The following is a 16,649-nucleotide window of genomic DNA, read 5'->3' as shown; positions in this document are numbered from 1 at the left end:
GCGGCACCGCCGTCTGATGTCCGCACACACCGACGACACCGCCACACGGCGTCGCCACCGACGGGGGCCCGGAGCCCGCTCAACGGCCGCAGGTGTCGCCAACACCCGCCCATTCACGAGTAGTTGGCGTCAGGACTGAAGTGGATCCGGTCTGAGTACGGCGAACACCGCCTGGCCCGGGTCGGCCAGCCAGGCGATACGGCCGACGCCGGGGACGTTCGCCGCCGGCATCAGCACCGTGCCGCCGTTGTCGCACACCGCGGTGACGAGCGCGTCCGCGTCGGCCACGGCGAAGTACGGCACCCAGCGCGCCGCCTCCCGGGCGTCCTGCAGCGGGGCCACCCCGCCGAAGGAGCCCTGCTGCTGGTCGCCCTCCGCGATGCTGAGCACCTGGTACGTCATACCGGGCGCCTGCATCGGCTCGGCTCGCCAGCCGAACAGCCCGTTGTAGAAGCCGATGGCCGCCTCCGGGTCGCCGACGTGCAGTTCCACCCAGACCAGCGCGTCCTCCTCCGAGGCCCGCTGCAGGCCCTGCCCGGAACGGAGCACGGCGAACTGCGCGCCCTGCGGGTCGGTGAACTGGGCGAAGGTGGCGCCGCCGATGCTCATGGGCTCGGCACGCACCGTGCCGCCGGCATTCGTCACGGTGCGGGCGGCGGCCTGAGCGTCGTCGGTACGGAAGTACGTCATCCAGGCGGACTTCGCCTCCGCCTCGGTCAGCGGGCCGAGGGCGGCCACCGTGCCGCCGTTCTTCTGGAAGTAGCCATAACCGCCCGCCTCCGGGCCGGCGGACACGAAATCCCAGCCGAAGACGGCGTTGTAGAAGGCCGCGGCAGCCTGTGTGTCGGGGCTGCCGAGGTCGATCCAGATGGGCGATCCGGTGCGGAACTCTGTGCCGAGCATGCGTTTCCTCCTGCCGGTCCGGTGCGAAGCCGCCCGCCACTATGCCGACGGAAACGGCACGGACCCGGCTGGGACACGGGCAAAGGACCCCACGAATCTGCGCAGGAGCGCCACACGGGCTGCACACAGCCTTTCGAAAGGCTCGTTAGCGTGACGGACGCCCGCTCCCCCTGGACTCAGGAAGACCGCAGATGGACTACTGCTCCTCGTGCCGCCGCCACCTCAACGGCGCCCTGGTCTGTCCCGGGTGCGGTGCCTACGCCCCCGACATAGCCCCGCCCGGCGCCTCCGCCGGCCGCCCCGGGCCGTCGGCGCGGCACACGGACCGCGGATGGTTCCCGGCGCCGATGCCGGCACCGGCCACGGCGGCCGCAGCCGACGGCTGGTCCGGTGCCGGGGAGCCCCCCGCCGAGCTGACCACCGCCGCCGCGGACGCACCATCGACCGAGCCGCCCGCCGATGTCACGGACGCTCCGCGCGCCACGCAGGGACGCGCGGCCCGGCGTCGGCAGCTGGCCCGCTGGAAGAAGAACCAGCGCCGGGCCGTGGTGGCGACCGCCGTCGCACTCGTCGGCGGCGGCCTGACGCTCGCCTCGATGGACCGCGGCTCCGGCGACCGGGCCCAGGCGGCCAGCGCGCCGGACAACCGGAGCATGGGCCTCACCGAGAACCCGTCGGCCGCGCCCAGCCACCCCGCGTCCACCCCGGCACTGCCCGCTGCCGCCCACCGGCGTACATCCGCCGCCCCCACGGCAGCGCAGACACCGGCGGCCGACGTCCCCCACCAGCAGACCCTCGCCGCCGCACCGCAGACGGCACAGCCGACCCACTACCCGCACACCGCGGCCGTGGCGGCACACCCGACCGCGTCGACCGCACCGGCCGCGGCGACGATCCCCGAGCCGCGGAGCACCACACCGACGGCACAGCCGACGACGCCCTCCACCACCGGCAGCACGGGCAGCAGCGGTTCCTCCGCGTCCACCCCGGCCCCTGCGTCGGCCTCGCCCTCCCAGCTCTGCCTGGTCCTGGTCTGCCTCGGCGGCTGACCGGACCGGCTCCGGGTGATCGGTTACGCTACGCCTCCGGCAACGGGGGAGAGACGTGTGTTCGGGAACCGACTGATGACCGCCGGTGTGACGGCGGTCCTGCTGGGCGTGCTCGCCGCGTGCGGCGGCCACGGAACCGGCGCCGCCCACCCGGGCACGGTGGGCGCCGTCACCGCATCCCCGAGCCCGGACCCCGTCCACGGCATCAAGGACACGGTCCGCCACATCACCCGCAGGACCACCCGGGCCACCAGGCCACACCTGGTCCGAAGGTGCACCCCCGGCACCCGCCAGGTCCGCCACACCGCGCGCTCCGGCTCCGGCAGCCACCGCCGGACCCGCACCTGGTACACCACCGAGCACTACCAGGACTGCCGGAAGGTGCGCAGCGGTACCGAGACATACCGCAGGGAGCTGCGCCCGGAGCGCTGGTGCGTCCGCCTGGACGACGTCGACGGCGACCGGAAACGGGACGACGTCTGGTTCCGCGTCGACCGCAGGGACTACGACACGGCCGACGCCGCCGAGGCCCATACCCGCGTCCGGTTCATCCCGCTGTACCCGAACAACGGCTGCTGACGTCCGCGCTCACCTCCGGTAGCGGCGCGCCAGCCGTCTGTCCCGGCGGACCAGCATCGTCGTGCTCAGGGCCACGAAGGCCAGCGCGGCCGACAGCGGTGCGAGGAAGTGCGCCATCACCGGTCCTCTTCTCCGGCCCGGACCCGGGTGATCGCTGACTCCACCGCCGCCACCCGGTCCGCCAGCAGACCCAGCGCCGCCACCGCCCGGGTGAGGGGGTCGTCCTCGGGTCCGCCGAGGGCACGGGCGCGGGCGTGGGCCGTCTTCACCTCGGTCCAGCGGGCGGCTCGGTCGGTGTCGAGCGTGCCGCGCAGTTCGGCGAGTTTCAGCAGGTTGGCCTCGGCGCCCGTGGTGAGGGTCTGGGCCTCGGCCGTGTAGTGGTCGTCGACGACGGCCTCGCGTTCGGCGTCGTTCATGACCGGCCGCAGCCGCTGGGCGATCTTGTTCATGTCGCGGTAGGAGCCCTGGAGGCGGAACGGGGGTTCCGTACGGGCGGTCTCCGACTGGGCGGCGGAGGCGATGTAGGCCGCGTTGACCGCGAGGACGGTGTCGCGGACCGCCGCCATATGGCGCAACACCGCCAGCACACGGTCGAGTTCGGCCGACGGCATCGGCTGGGCCAGGCGGTCCGCGCGGGCCGTGGGATCGGCGGCGGCCAGCCGGACCAGCAGGTCCAGGTCGGCGCGGTCGCGGGCGGCGAGCGGGGCGAGCACCGGGTTGGCGGTGAGGGCGTTCTCGACGAAGCTGAGCGCGAAGACGTCCTCCTTGCCGGTGAGGACGTCGCCGAGGTTCCACACGTCGGCCCGGTTGGCCAGCATGTCCGGGATGCGGAAGCGTTCGCCGGACTCGGTGTAGGGGTTGCCGGTCATACAGACCGCGAAGCGCTTGCCGCGCAGGTCGTAGGTGCGCGGCCCGCCGTCCCGCACACCGTCAACGCGCCGCGTCGCGTCGCACAGCGGGATGAACTTCTGCAGCAGCTCGGGCGAGGTGTGCTGGATGTCGTCCAGGTGGAGCAGGGTGTTGTTGCCGGCCGCCAGCGCGAAGTTGATCTTCTCGATCTCGCGGCGGGCGGTGGCGTTCGGGGCGTCGGCCGGGTCCAGCGAGGTCACGGTGTGGCCGAGCGCCGGGCCGCTGACCTTGACCAGCATCAGCCCGAGCCGGTCGGCGACGTACTCCATGAGCGTCGTCTTGCCGTAGCCCGGCGGGGAGATCAGCAGGAGCAGACCGCCGGTGTCGGTCCGCTTCGAATCACCGGTGGTGCCGAGCTGGCGGGCCAGGCTGTCGCCGATCAGGGGCAGGTACACCTCGTCGACCAGGCGGTTGCGGACGAACGCCGACATCACCCGGGGACGGTGGTCGTCCAGCCGGAGGCGGTCGCGTTCGGCCGTCACCAGGGTCGTACGGTGGCGCTGGTAGGCGCGGAAGGCGGGGACCTCCTCGGCCGTGAAGCGGGCCGTGCGGGCCAGGAACTCGTCCACCCGCAACGGAAGTTGACCTCCGGCCACCCTCGGGTGCGTGCCCAGGAGGCCCTCCGCCGTCGCGGTGAGCGGGGCGTCGCCGTCGTAACGGGCGAGGCCGGGGCACAGCTCGGCGGCCACCGCCTCCGCCAGCTCACCCGGTCCGGCCTCGGTGCCGGTGGCGGCGGCGTACGCGCCGAGCCAGGCGTGCACCACCTGCCGACGCGCGCCGAGGTCGGTCAGCCCCTCCAGGCCGGCCCCGTAACTCCCCTCCGCGTGCCGGAACTTCTCCAGCAGCGTGCGTGCCGCGACGCCGAGGACGAAGCCGTCCGGACCGCAGGTCAGCTCCTCGAAGAGATACGCCGCGGCCGGGCCGCCGGCCGCCTGAGGATCCCGGGCCTCGATCGCACCCGCCAGCTCCCGCTCCAGCTCTCCGATGGCCGGTACGGCGCCGAAGGCGTCCCGGGCGCGGGCCAGGGACAGCGCCCGTCGCCGCCACGCCGTACGGGCCTCGTCCGTCGTGCCGTGCGCCCAGAACAGCTGGGCGGTGGCGCGGGCGGCGGGCTCGTGGCGCAGGGTGCCGGCGGCCTCGTACAGAGGCAGCAGGGCACGCAGCACGACGGTCGCGTCATGATCGTGGACACCGCGCTCGTAGCCCTCGTCGTACGACTCCTGCGCCGCCCGGCGGACCAGGTCCGGCAGGTCGTCGGCGGCGGCGAGGACGGCCGGGCCGTGCTCGGCGAGCAGGCGGGCGGCGAGGTGCTCGGCGCGGTAGACCTCGGGCGACTCGGAGGGCAGCCGGCGGTCCCAGTAGGGGCGGGTCGCGGCGAAAGCGGGGTCCGTCACCGGGCAGCGGTAGTCGGTGCCCGTCACCGCGAAGGCCAGGGTGCCGCCGTGCGGGACCAGAGTCAGGTCGAGCGGCTGGGTGTTGACGGCGAAGCGGTGGGCGCCGAGCAGCAGGGTGCGGCCGTCGTCGGCGTACAGGTCGCCGCGGTCGCGCAGGGCGCGGGCGGCCTCCTGGCGGGCGGACTTCAGCCGGCCCTCGATTTCCTCGGCGCGCACGCTGTCGCCGAGGGCGCGCAGCTCGTCGGCGGTGCGGCGGACCTTGCCGACCAGCGGGTCGGAGGCGAAGTAGGTGGTGACCGCGTCGGTGTCCGGGAGCGTGGCCGCCCGGCGGGCGATGGTCTCCAGCATGCGCCCGGCCGAGACGGCGAGCTGTTCGGCGCGCCGGGCGCGGGCGTCGGCGAGGGACTGCTTGCGGGCGGCGAACGCCTCATAGATCTCGGAGCGGCGGTCGGCGAGTTCGGCGAGGAAGTCGTCGAACTCGGCGAACCGGCCGTCCAGATCCTCCAGCCGGCCCAGTACGGACGTCAGTTGGTCGTCGCACTCCTCCGGTGTGCCGGAGACGGCGAGCGCGGCGGTGACGGCCTGCGCGAGCAGCGCGGTCTCGGCGGCGAACTCGGCCCGCCCCTCGCTGTCCTGGAGAGTGCGGCGGCGGCCGTCCAGGGTCGCCCGGGCCCGGTTGACACCGCCGAGCACGTCGGCGATCCGCTCCAGCACGGCCGTACGGACCGTGGCGTCGGCGATGTCGAGGCCGGTCACGACCTCGGTGACCGTGCGCAGCCCGTCGGCCAGCTCGTCCAGCCGGGCGGCGACAGGCGCGGCGCCCGCGACGGTCTCGACGGCCGCCGCCTCCCCGACCAGCCGTTCGACCTCAGCGTGCTGGGCGGCGAAGGCGTCCTCGCGGGCCAGGAACGTCACCGCGCGGCGCCCGAACGCGGCGAGGTCGGCCTCGGCACCGTCGGCCAGTTCCTGGAGCTGCGCCGTATCGACGTACCGCAGCTCCCGCAGGGTGAGCAAGTGCCCGTGCTCATGGCGGAGTTCGGTCAGTCCACGCACCCAGGCGGCGGCCTCGCGCGGAGCCTCGCCACGCAGCCGGCGCACCACGGCGGCGATCCGCTCGGCGGCCTCCTCCAACGCGCTCGCGGCCTGCCGGGTCAGCTCCTGTACGGCCTCGAACTCGGCCAGCACCTGCCCGGCGGTGTCCCGGAGTTCACCCAACGGGCCTGCCAGTTCCCCGAGTTCGGGGTCGGCGAGCCAGTGGTTGGTGTCGGCGGCGCGTACACAGGCGGCGGCCAGGGCCCGGTAGCCCTCGCTGGTCTCGATGCCGTCGGTGACGAGCCGGGCGACCGACAGACAGTCGGCGAGTCCGCGCACCAGGTCCGCGTTGCCGACCCGGGCGAGCGCGCCGGTGCCGGTGCGCAGGGCGGCCGCGTGGGTGTCGGAGACGTACGGCGAGGTCCACCACTGCAGCGGATGGGTGTGCGCGGGCTCGTCGCCGTCGGCGCGCAGCACGGCGAGCGCGCCGTCCTCGAACAGCGCCCAGCCCCGGCACGGCAGCGGGGTCGCGACCTCCTTGCGCAGCGTGTTGTACGAGAGCAGCAGCGTGCGTCCCTCGGTGCGGGACCGGAAGGCGTACAGCACGTCCTCGCCGTTCGGCGCCCGCACCTCACGCTCGAACTCCAGCCCGGACACGTCGAGTTCGTACGTCTTGTGCGTACCGCCGGCCAGGCAGTACCCGCCGGGGAAGACGATCCCCTGCTCCTCGGGCAGCCGCCGGCAGGCCTGCCCGATGCCGTCGAGCCGCACCACCGTACGGGTCAGCGTGTCGAACACCAGATACCGGTCGGCGTCCTCCTTGTACGGCCGCACCCGCAGCAGCACCAGCGGGCCGACGCGGGTGTGCCCGACGGCCGCGTCCGCGAGCGACTGCAGCGGTTCCTGTACGGGCTCGGCGTACAGCGGCTTCCCGTCCGGGGTGCGTACGGTGAGGGAGCCGCCGACGGTGGTCACGCCGAGCCCGCCGGGCACGGCCACGTACGGGTCCCGGCCGAGGACGTGGTCCTCGCGGGTGGTCTCGGTCCAGGTGACGTCCTGGCCGGGCGGGAAGACGTCGTCGCGGTCGCCGCGCGCGTCCAGGAAGGCCGCCCGGCCGTCGTCGGCGACGCTCCAGCGCAGTACGCGGACGTCGTCGGCCTTCTCACCGGTGCGGAACACCGCCAGCAGTCGCCCGCCGACCCGGCGCAGCCGCAGCAGCCGGGCTTGCCGGTAGTAGCGGTGCAGGGCGGTGAACTCCCTTACGAACGCCGGGTCGTCGAGCAGCCCGGGTACGGCGTCCTCGGGCAGTCGCTCGCCGTCCCGGCCGTAGAGCGCGAGCACGTCGGCTCCGCGGGCGGCTCCGCCGAGGAGCAGGGTGTCTCCTACGGCCACGATGTCGCCCGGTACGCACGGTTGCTCCGTGCCGAGCCGGGCGGTGGCCGCGAGGTCCAGCCGGGCCGAGCCGAACTCCTCGGTCCGGCGGGCGTTGAGCGCGTCCGCCCTCCGGGCCAGGTCGGCGGCGTGTACGGCGAGCCGGTCGCGGAGTACCTCGTAGGTACCGGCGTCGACGGTGGCCATGGGGGGTGAGTCCCTTCGTGGGCTGTGCGGCTACCAGCTCGGGGCGGCGAGTCGTATGCCGGGTGCGGGTGAGTGGTGGGCTGGTCGCGCAGTTCCCCGCGCCCCTGGGGAACTGCGGTGCCGCCAGTCGCGTCGTACCCGCGTAGCCGCGGGCAGCGCCCCACCCCGCCCCGGCTTCAGTTCAGCGCGCCGCTCCCGTTCAGCGCAGTCACCGGCGTGTCCGCGAGGCCCAGTTCGCTCGCGCGGTCGAGGAGTTTCTGGAGCTGGCCCGCCTCCGGGCCGCCGCCCTTGATCTGCTTCATCAGCAGCGCCGACACCGTCAGGTTCCGCACATCCGCCGAGCCGACGGAGCCGAGGATCCTGCCCAGGTCCTCCGTGAAGCTGCCCGTGCCGTCCAGCCACGGCTTCGCCAGCGCCTGTGCCGTACGGGAGTTGTCGACGAAGCCGTCCACGCCCTTGCCGAGTGAGACCGCCGAGATCAGCCGGTCGAAGAAGACCGACTCCCCGCCGACGATGTCGATGTCGGCGTGCTCCAGCCCGGTCGCGAGGACGCTCGCCTGCGCCTCGGCGACCTGCCGCTGTGTCTCCAGACCGGCCAGCCGGATCTCCTTCTCCGCAGCGAGCCGCAGCCGGTACTCCTCGTGCGCGCGCGAGGCCTCGTCCAGCGCGGCCATCGCGGCGGCCTTCTCGGTGAGGCCCTCGGCCTCGGCCTTCAGCTTCTCGCCGATGGCGGTGGCCTCCGCGAGCGCCTTCGCCTTGGCACCCTCCGCCTCGGCCTTCAGCCGCACCTCGACGGCCTCCGCCGCAGCCCGCGCACCCTGCGCCTCCGCAAGCCCCTTCGCCCGTGCGCCCTCCGCCTCGGCCTTGAGCCGGGCCGAGGTGGCCTCCGCCGCAGCCCGCGCCCCCTCGGCCTCCGCAAGCCCCTTCGCCTTGGCACCTTCCGCCTCCGCCTTCAGGCGGGCCTCGGTGGCCTCGGCCTCCGCGCGGCCGGCCTTGACGGTGACCTCGGCCTCCTTGTCACGGACCTGGACGGCGGCGAGGCCCTCGGCGGCGGCCTCGGCCTGGACGCCCTCGGCGAGCCGCAGCTTGGCCCGGGCGTCGAGGTCGGCCGTCTTCAACCGGGCCTCGGCCAGGGTCAGTTCCTCCGCGGCGCGGTGCGTGGCCGACTGCTCCGCGGCCTCCGCCGCCTTGATGTCCTTGACCAGCTTCTCCTGCGCCTCGGCCTCGGCGGCGATGACGAGGGCCTGCCGCTCGCGCTCCGCCTCCTCCACGACGCGCAGCTTCTTGATGGACTCCTCCTGCTCGGCGACCGTACGGTCCACCGCGACCCGCTCCCGGATGACCTCGGCGATCTCCCGCTTCTCCGCCTCGACCTCCTTGTCGGCGGAGATCCGGGTGAGCTGGGTCTCCCGTTCCCGGGCGATGACTTCGAGCAGGCGGTCCTTCTCGACGCGTTCGGTCTCGACGGCTATGACGCGTTCGCGGTTCTTCGCGGCCACGGCGATCTCCCGGGCCTGGTTCTCGCGCTGTACGCCGAGCTGTTCCTCGGTGCGCAGGAAGGCGCCCTGGGCGCGCAGCCGTTCCTCCTCCACCACGCGGGCGGTCTCGGCCTCCTCGCGGGCCCGGGAGGTCTCGATCTCCCGCTTCTGCTTGATCTCGGCGTCCTTCTGCCGCCGCTCCAGCTCCAGGATGGCCTCGCGGGCGTCGACGTCCTGGCGGGTGATCTCCTTCTGCTCGTTGCGCTTGGCCTCGTTGGTGCGCACGTGCTCGACGGCCGTCAGCTCGGTGATCTTCCGGATGCCCTGCGCGTCGAGGACGTTGGCCGGGTCGAGCTGGGTGAGCGGGGTCTGCTCCAGGTAGTCGATCGCCGCGTCCTCAAGGTGGTAGCCGTTGAGGTCGATACCGATCAACTCGATGATGTGGTAACGGAGTTCCTCGCGCTTGGTGTAGAGGTCGGTGAAGTCCATCTGCTTGCCGACGGTCTTCAGCGCCTCGGAGAACTTCGCGTGGAACAGCTCCTGGAGCGTGTCCTGGTGGCTGGCGCGCTCGGTGCCGACGGTCTGGGCGACCTTGATGACGTCCGGGACGGTCTTGTTGACCTTCACGAAGAACAGGATCCGGATGTCGGCGCGGATGTTGTCCCGGCAGATCAGCCCGTCCCGGCCGGAGCGGCTGATCTCGATCGTCTTCACCGAGATGTCCATCACCTCGGCCTTGTGCAGGATCGGCAGCACGACCTGCCCGGTGAAGGACACATCCACCCGCCGGGTCTTCGACACGATCAGGGCCTGGCTCTGGTCCACCTTGCGGTACAGCCGCGAGAACCCGAACAGCGCGAGCAGTACGACGACGAGACACACGGCGACGAGCACGCCGAGGACTTCCATGACACACGTCCTTGCGTCAGACGATGAGGAACGGAGCCCCCCGGGATCGCGGTGCCGGACCTCCGTGCCGGCCCCGTGCCGGCCCTCCGTACCGGACCCCCGTGCCGGTCGTCCCCGTCGGTCCTCTGCCGGTGCCCGGCACCGCGACCCTCCGTAGTGCTCCCCGCAGAGGATGGTGCGGCAGGGGTGCGCGCCCGCGCATTGCCGGTCTCCGGCAGTGTTCACTAGGGTCAATGTGCCGGACACGCGCTAAGAAACCGTCACCGGCGCGTCAAGGTCACGGCGGATGTTCACGGGGGAGCGGGGCCGGCATGGGGGATCAGCACGACCGACGTGAGCTGCCCGAGCGCTATCTGGACGGCTTCGCCCGGACACTGGCCGAGGCCGCGGCCACCGGCCGGCGGCTGACCAGGGAGGAACTGAAGATCCGGCGGACGCTCGGCGAGCAGGCCGCCGACGCCGGGCACGGCCTGCGCGCGCTGGTCGTCGCCCATCTGGCCGCCACCCGCGCCGCCTGGCCGGCCACGGGCGGCTCCGCCGAGAGCAGCCTGGCCACACTGGCCGCCGTGGAGCAGGCCATCGACGCGTTCGCCGAGGGCTACGAACGCGCGCAGCGGCTCACCGTGCGCCGTGAGGAGGCCGCGCGCCGGGAGTTCATCGACGATCTGCTGTACGGCCGCAGCGACCTGGGCCGGCTCGCCGAGCGCGCCGAACGCTTCGGCCTCACGCTCTCCCGGGCATACGCGGTGGCCGTCGCCGAGGGCCCGTCCGCCTACGCCGAGGGCGGCCCGGTCGCCCGCCGTGTCGAGGCCGCCGTACTCGCCCGCTTCGACTCCCACAACACCCTGCTCACCACCAAGAACGGCCGGCTGCTGTGCGTCGCGCCCGGTGACGAGGACGAGATCCTGCTGCACTTCGCCAAGCAGGCGTACGCGGCGACGGATGGCGGCCGGGTCGCCATCGGCCGCGCCCAGCACGGTGCGGGCGGGGTCGTGCAGTCGTACGAGGAGGCCCTCGCCGCACTGGAGATGGCGGACCGGCTCGATCTGGCCGGACCGGTGCTGCGCGCCGCCGACCTGCTCGTCTACCCGGTGCTGGCCCGGGACAGGCAGGCGCTGGTCGACCTGGTCGCGCACACCCTCGGCCCGCTCACCGCGGCCCGCGGCGGCGCCGGTCCACTGCTGGACACCCTCGCCGCGTACTTCGACTCCGGCTGTGTGGCCGCCGAGGCCGCCCGCCGGCTCTCGCTCAGCGTGCGCGCGCTCACCTACCGCCTGGAGCGCATCCACAAGCTCACCGACGCCGACCCGGCCGACCCGGCGCACCGCTACATCCTCCAGACGGCCGTGATCGGCGCCCGCCTGCTGGACTGGCCGGACCGTCCCTTGTGAGTTCACGCGAACGCACCGAGCGTGTCCACGTCCGCACGACGTCGCTGCCGTTGATCATGGCATTGCTTCGCATGACATTCGCATGAACCAGTCGAAAGGACAGTCATGTCGCGACGGACCCTGAGGCCGACCCGCGCCCAGGTCGCAGCGCTGCTCACCGCGCCATTGCTCGGCGTGGGCCTCCTCGCCCCGTCGGCTTCCGCGGACACGCCTCCGCCCGGCCCGAAGGTCGACAGCGGCACCGTCATCAGCAGGATCTGCCAGGAAGCGAACGACGACCCGGATGACGGCCCGGCCTTGAACTGCGAGAGGGACATCGCACCGCGCCTCGCACGTCTCATCGGCCCCGGGAGCGGGATCACCTGCCGGAACGTCTCCCCGACCGCCATCTCCTGCCGCCCGGAGAGGTGACCGACAACAAACTGGATGGACCGGCAAGTACTTGCAAACTTGGAAAGTACTGTCCATGCTGAAGGTATGCACGAGGGCGGCCGACCAACCGCCCCTCCCCACACCGGAGGTACACGCATGGACAGCACGGGGGACCCGATGGACGCCCGGCAGGCGCGGGACGCACTTGCCGCCGCCTGCGCCGCACGGACCGCGGCCCACAAGGCGAGCGAGCACCGCAGGCCTCGGGGTTACGCCATCGGGCAGGGCCTGACCTGCGCGCTGGGCTTCACAGCACTGGGTCTGGCCGACCGGGTGCCGCGCTGGGGGATATGGCTGACGGTCGCCGCCGCGGTGAGTCTGACCGGCTTCTTCGTCCTGATGTGGCTCGGCGCGCACCACGGCGGAGTGACCCGCTGGATCCGCCGGGACCGCGGGCCCGGCCGCCCCGCCTGGCATGCCTGGGTGGTGCCCCTCATCCCCCTGGCCATCAGCATCCCGGCCGCGGTCGTGTACGGCTCGACCGGCTGGCTCATCGCCTTCGGCCTGGCCTCCGGCGGGGACTACGTCCTGCGCGCGACCTGGCAGGCGGGCACCGCGTGACAGGCTCCACGGGCGACGCGCCGCCCACTCTCGACCGCGAACTCCACCACCCGACCCGGCTGGCCCTCGCCGCCTATCTCTCGGCGTGCGGCGAGGCGGAGTTCGCCGTCCTGCGGGACTACTGCGAGGTCTCCGACTCCACGCTGAGCAAGACCCTCTCCGCACTGGAGAAGACGGGCTACGTCAGCATCCGCAAGGGCTATCTCGGCAAGCGTCCGCGCACCTGGGCCGCCCTCACCTTCAGCGGCCGCAGGGCGGTGGCCCGCCATCTGGCGGCACTGGAGGAGATCGCGGCGACGGCCCGCCGGGCCGCGGGCGCCGGCGCACAGGAACCTGGCGCACCCGGGGCCTGACGGGCCCTCACCTGGCGGGTCCTCACCCGCCCGTCTATTCCTCGTCGGTGGTGCGCACCGGAGTCGACCGCCCCGGCTCCGGCAGTTCCTCCAACTGTGACCGGACGAGCAGGACGTCACCGACGAAGAGGTCGTAGACCAGGATGCCGATCACGCCGCCGATCAGCGGCCCGACGATCGGGATCCACCAGTAGCCGCTGTACGAGCCGGACACGCTGCCCGGGAAGGCCAGACTGTTCCAGCCCGCCGCATAGGTGAACAGGCGCGGCCCGAAGTCACGGGCCGGGTTGATGGCATAGCCCGCGTTGGCGCCGTAGGACATGCCGATCGCGGCGACGACGAAGCCCACGACCAGCGGACCGAGGTTGGCCTTCACGGCCTGGTTGCGCACATCGAGGACGGCGGCGATCAGCATGAGCAGGAAGGCCGTACCGACGATCTGGTCGACCAGCGGTCCCCAGTAGCCGCCGTGGAAGTACGCCGCCGGGAACGTGGCGAAGATGGAGAAGGTGGCGTTCGTGTGGCCGTTCACCTTCGGTCCCGGCGCCGCCTGGTCGTAGGCGTGGATCGCGTCGTGATAGACGAGGTAGACCAGCGCCGCACCGGTGAGCCCGCCGACGACCTGCGAGAACCAGTACGGCAGCACCTTGGCCCAGGGGAACCCGCGGCGCACGGCCATGGCCAGGGTCACCGCCGGGTTGATGTGGGCGCCGCTGACGCCGCCGGCCACGTACACACCGAAGACGACGGCCATCGCCCAGCCCCAGGTGATCAGCAGCCAGTCGCCGGCCGCGAGGAAGATCGTCGTGGGGGTCGCGGCACGGCCCGAACCGGGCAGCGCGGCGACCGCCATCGCGACCACGCCGGCGCCGAAGGCGATGAGCACGAAAGTCCCGAGGAACTCGGCGAGGCACTCGCCCAGCAACCCTCCCCGGCTTCTGAGCCGGGACGGCTTGATGATCGCGGGGATTTCGACAGCCATTCCAGGCCCCCTTGACGAGAGCGATACGGCCAACGTCACCATATTGGCCTACAAATCCCCACCCCGCAGGTTGACAGTGCCCAGTCAGCCCACCGGGTCATCGACCCGGCCGTGGAGGTCGTACTCGGCTCAGCAACTGCCGAGATCGTCGGCGAAGTGCCGGAATCCGTGCCGGTCCCGGTGCAGCCCCCACAGCGTCTCCGCCAGCACGGCTGGATCCTTGCGCGGGTGCCCCGCAGCGATCGCCCCCGGAATCACCAGCTGGGCGACATGGATCCCCTCCCCCGCGAGCCGCTCGTGCAGCAGATGCCCGTACGCGCTCTCCGCGGCGAACGCGATGGACGTCCCCGCCCGCTCGGTCTGCGGTACGGCGGCGGTCCCGCCGTTGACGAACAGGATCGTGCCGCGCCCCAGCCGCCGCATCCCCGGCAGCACCTGCTGCACGGCGGCGACCGGCCCGTACACGGAGAACTCGATGGGCCCCACGAGATCGCGGTGGCCGGTCTCCAGCACGGGCCGCATGAAGTCCCGGTGCGGCACCGGGCTGTACTGCAGCACCTCGATGGTCCCCAGTTCCTCGGCCGCCCGCGCCAGCGCCCCGGCCAGCTCCTCCGGCCTGCGCACGTCCACGGCGAACCCCTGGGCCCTGACGCCGGCCTCGCCGAGTTCCCGTACCAGCGCGTCGAGCCGCCCCACGTCCCGGGCGAAGAGGGCGACCGCGAACCCCTCCCGCCCGAACCGCCGCGCGACAGCGGCCCCGAGCCCCGGTCCGGCACCCACAATGGCGATAGTGCTCATGCCCAGCATCCGTACCGCACCCCTGGCCCAGCCGCCAGGGCCCGTCCGGCGGATCCTGTCGCCGACGCGGGGCGGGCACGCCCACCTGCGCTGGTGAGGCACCGTCACTTTCCCGCGAGCCGATCCGCCGCACGGGCCCTAGACGGGCTCGGCCACCCGGGTGCCGGCCTCCTGCCCGGCGCGGATCCGCTCCACCTGGGCGGCGGTGACGGCCCGTACGGCGAAGGCCCCGGCGACGGCGGCCGCCACGACGAAGGCGTCGGACAGCCACAGCTGCCACCCCTCGGTGTAGGCACGCTCGATGATCCGGTCCGTGGAGTCGCGGTACACGATGCCCACCCCGGTGAGCATCCCGATCAGCCACAGCCCCCACCACACGTTGACGGAGCCGGGAAGCTTCCGCCCGGGCGCGCTGCCGCGGAACGCGTCGACGACGATCCCCCGCGGAAACCACAGGTTGACGACGGGCACGATCCACCCGAGGAACACCCAGATCCCCAGGTACTTCGGTTCGTCCCCCGACAGCGCCCGCGCGTTCTCCCGCAGCCTGAGCAGCCAGGACAGAAAGAGCATGGCGCAGAGAAAGACCAGCACATCGCCCGCCGACGTCACCAGGTGGTACGAGTTCTCCAGCGAGTTGAGCGGCCGGTGCACCCCGTAGCCCTGGTCCGGCGGTCCGGAGGCCGGCTCCCCGGCCACGGCGAGCCGGACCTCCCACACCCCTCGTACGACCCAGGCGAGCCCGGCGAGCAGCAATCCCCCGGCGGCCAGTTGCCCGGTCATCCGAACCGGCCGGTACGCGAGCGTGCGGGCAGCTGACTGATCCATCTGTTCGGTCACCGCCCCATCCTGTCGTACCAATGCCGCGGGCACCCATGGGTGGGGGCGGTTGCGCCGTCCGTGTGCATCCGTCATGCGATCGGCCGCGCCCCGGCCGCTCAGGGCTTCGCGTGCGCCGTCCCGCAGCAAGGATGCATCTGTGAGCATCCTCAACGAACCCCATGGTGCCGCCGCGCCCGAGGACGCGTACGAGAGCGAAGTGCCGGTCAGGGGCAGGCAGCCGGGCAGTGTCGTGGTCAAGTGGATGACGACCACCGACCACAAGACGATCGGCACGCTGTATCTGGCGACGTCCTTCGCGTTCTTCCTGATCGGTGGCGTGATGGCCCTGATCATGCGCGCCGAGCTGGCCAGGCCGGGCCTGCAGATCGTCTCGAACGAGCAGTTCAACCAGGCGTTCACGATGCACGGCACGATCATGCTGCTGATGTTCGCGACGCCGCTGTTCGCCGGCTTCGCGAACTGGATCATGCCGCTGCAGATCGGCGCGCCCGACGTGGCGTTCCCGAGGCTGAACATGTTCGCCTACTGGCTGTACCTGTTCGGCTCGCTCATCGCCGTGGGCGGCTTCCTCACCCCGGACGGGGCGGCCGACTTCGGCTGGTTCGCCTACTCCCCGCTGTCCGACGTGGTCCGCAGCCCGGGCATGGGTGGCGACCTGTGGATCATGGGGCTCGCCTTCTCCGGCTTCGGGACCATCCTCGGCTCGGTCAACTTCATCACCACGATCATCTGCATGCGCGCACCCGGCCTGACCATGTTCCGCATGCCGATCTTCGTGTGGAACGTCCTGCTGACAGCCGTCCTGGTCCTGCTGGCCTTCCCGGTGCTGGCCGCCGCCCTGTTCGCGCTGGAGGCGGACCGCAAGTTCGGCGCCCACGTCTTCACAGCCGCCAACGGCGGCGCCCTGCTGTGGCAACACCTCTTCTGGTTCTTCGGCCATCCGGAGGTGTACATCATCGCGCTGCCGTTCTTCGGCATCATCAGCGAGGTCATCCCGGTCTTCTCGCGCAAGCCGATGTTCGGCTACATGGGTCTGATCGCCGCGACCATCGCGATCGCCGGTCTGTCCATCACCGTGTGGGCGCACCACATGTACGTCACCGGCGGTGTGCTGCTGCCGTTCTTCTCCTTCATGACCTTCCTGATCGCGGTACCGACCGGCGTGAAGTTCTTCAACTGGATCGGCACGATGTGGAAGGGCTCGCTGTCCTTCGAGACACCGATGCTCTGGGCGACCGGCTTCCTGATCACCTTCACGTTCGGTGGTCTGACCGGTGTCATCCTGGCCTCGCCCCCGATGGACTTCCACGTCTCCGACTCGTACTTCGTGGTCGCCCACTTCCACTACGTGGTCTTCGGCACGGTCGTCTTCGCCATGTTCTCCGGCTTCCACTTCTGGTGGCCGAAGATGACCGGCAAGATGCTCGACGAGCGCCTCGGCAAGATCACCTTCTGGAC

Annotated in this window: 13 protein-coding genes; 7 read left to right on the top strand and 6 right to left on the bottom strand. The window is 72.2% G+C overall.

Translation table 11 applies throughout. The features are described from left to right. Positions 1–129: 129 nt before the first annotated feature. On the bottom strand, positions 130–903 hold the full coding sequence (locus AV521_RS41395) for a VOC family protein (protein ID WP_076096571.1): 774 nt from the start codon (positions 901–903) through the stop codon (positions 130–132). 191 nt (positions 904–1,094) lie between these two features. On the opposite strand from AV521_RS41395, the gene AV521_RS41390 reads away from it, so the two are divergent. Beyond that, on the top strand, positions 1,095–1,952 hold the full coding sequence (locus AV521_RS41390) for a hypothetical protein (protein ID WP_076096569.1): 858 nt from the start codon (positions 1,095–1,097) through the stop codon (positions 1,950–1,952). A 57-nt stretch (positions 1,953–2,009) separates the two neighbouring features. Next, a complete protein-coding gene (locus AV521_RS41385; protein ID WP_256725923.1) occupies positions 2,010–2,531 on the top strand; it encodes a hypothetical protein in 522 nt (173 codons plus the stop codon). 116 nt (positions 2,532–2,647) lie between these two features. Here AV521_RS41385 and AV521_RS41380 read toward each other — a convergent pair whose 3' ends face one another. Next, complete coding sequence (locus tag AV521_RS41380) at positions 2,648–7,444, bottom strand: DNA repair ATPase (protein ID WP_107481159.1); 4,797 nt, start codon at positions 7,442–7,444, stop codon at positions 2,648–2,650. Positions 7,445–7,620: 176 nt separating this feature from the next. Further along, complete coding sequence (locus AV521_RS41375) at positions 7,621–9,831, bottom strand: hypothetical protein (protein ID WP_076096567.1); 2,211 nt, start codon at positions 9,829–9,831, stop codon at positions 7,621–7,623. Between the two features lie 311 nt (positions 9,832–10,142). Here AV521_RS41375 and AV521_RS41370 point away from each other — a divergent pair, with 311 nt between their 5' ends. The 4 genes from AV521_RS41370 (at position 10,143) to AV521_RS51825 (ending at position 12,568) form a co-directional block, all read left to right on the top strand. Then, positions 10,143–11,222, top strand: coding sequence for a CdaR family transcriptional regulator (locus AV521_RS41370; protein ID WP_076096565.1), 1,080 nt, complete (start codon positions 10,143–10,145; stop codon positions 11,220–11,222). Between the two features lie 105 nt (positions 11,223–11,327). Then, the gene (locus AV521_RS41365; protein WP_076096563.1) at positions 11,328–11,633 is read left to right on the top strand and encodes a hypothetical protein; all 306 of its coding nucleotides are present in this window, start codon (positions 11,328–11,330) and stop codon (positions 11,631–11,633) included. Between the two features lie 117 nt (positions 11,634–11,750). After that, entirely contained in the window at positions 11,751–12,215 is a 465-nt protein-coding gene (locus tag AV521_RS51830) for a hypothetical protein (protein WP_076096562.1), read from the top strand. Then, positions 12,212–12,568, top strand: a complete 357-nt coding sequence (locus AV521_RS51825) for a transcriptional regulator (protein ID WP_076096560.1) — start codon at positions 12,212–12,214, stop codon at positions 12,566–12,568. Before AV521_RS51830 ends, AV521_RS51825 begins: the two co-directional genes overlap by 4 nt. A gap of 34 nt (positions 12,569–12,602) precedes the next feature. Here the strand turns inward: AV521_RS51825 and AV521_RS41350 are convergent, their stop codons facing one another. The 3 genes from AV521_RS41350 to AV521_RS41340 all read right to left on the bottom strand — a co-directional run bounded on the left by AV521_RS41350 (position 12,603) and on the right by AV521_RS41340 (position 15,188). Beyond that, positions 12,603–13,550, bottom strand: a complete 948-nt coding sequence (locus AV521_RS41350; RefSeq protein ID WP_076096559.1) for an MIP/aquaporin family protein — start codon at positions 13,548–13,550, stop codon at positions 12,603–12,605. Between the two features lie 129 nt (positions 13,551–13,679). Beyond that, a complete protein-coding gene (locus AV521_RS41345) occupies positions 13,680–14,348 on the bottom strand; it encodes an SDR family NAD(P)-dependent oxidoreductase (RefSeq protein WP_179023794.1) in 669 nt (222 codons plus the stop codon). 138 nt (positions 14,349–14,486) lie between these two features. Further along, positions 14,487–15,188: a DUF4328 domain-containing protein gene (locus AV521_RS41340; protein ID WP_256725922.1), complete on the bottom strand. Its 702-nt coding sequence runs from the start codon at positions 15,186–15,188 to the stop codon at positions 14,487–14,489. A gap of 139 nt (positions 15,189–15,327) precedes the next feature. Between AV521_RS41340 and AV521_RS41335 the strand changes: the two genes are divergently transcribed. Beyond that, the coding region (locus AV521_RS41335) for a cbb3-type cytochrome c oxidase subunit I (RefSeq protein ID WP_076096555.1) at positions 15,328–16,649 on the top strand (1,322 nt) is incomplete at its 3' end.

The organism is Streptomyces sp. IMTB 2501 (assembly GCF_001953885.1).
Lineage (GTDB): Bacteria > Actinomycetota > Actinomycetes > Streptomycetales > Streptomycetaceae > Streptomyces.
Note: the sequence above shows the minus strand (reverse complement) of the source record. Positions and strands in the feature narration are given on the sequence as shown.

What these genes read in the sequence shown, in the direction of transcription:
- AV521_RS41395 (WP_076096571.1), bottom strand. Translation starts at nt 903, where the DNA reads ATGCTCGGCACAGAGTTCCGCACCGGATCGCCCATCTGGATCGACCTC.
- AV521_RS41390 (WP_076096569.1), top strand. Translation starts at nt 1,095, where the DNA reads ATGGACTACTGCTCCTCGTGCCGCCGCCACCTCAACGGCGCCCTGGTC.
- AV521_RS41380 (WP_107481159.1), bottom strand. Translation starts at nt 7,444, where the DNA reads ATGGCCACCGTCGACGCCGGTACCTACGAGGTACTCCGCGACCGGCTC.
- AV521_RS41375 (WP_076096567.1), bottom strand. Translation starts at nt 9,831, where the DNA reads ATGGAAGTCCTCGGCGTGCTCGTCGCCGTGTGTCTCGTCGTCGTACTG.
- AV521_RS41370 (WP_076096565.1), top strand. Translation starts at nt 10,143, where the DNA reads ATGGGGGATCAGCACGACCGACGTGAGCTGCCCGAGCGCTATCTGGAC.
- AV521_RS41365 (WP_076096563.1), top strand. Translation starts at nt 11,328, where the DNA reads ATGTCGCGACGGACCCTGAGGCCGACCCGCGCCCAGGTCGCAGCGCTG.
- AV521_RS51830 (WP_076096562.1), top strand. Translation starts at nt 11,751, where the DNA reads ATGGACAGCACGGGGGACCCGATGGACGCCCGGCAGGCGCGGGACGCA.
- AV521_RS41350 (WP_076096559.1), bottom strand. Translation starts at nt 13,550, where the DNA reads ATGGCTGTCGAAATCCCCGCGATCATCAAGCCGTCCCGGCTCAGAAGC.
- AV521_RS41345 (WP_179023794.1), bottom strand. Translation starts at nt 14,348, where the DNA reads ATGAGCACTATCGCCATTGTGGGTGCCGGACCGGGGCTCGGGGCCGCT.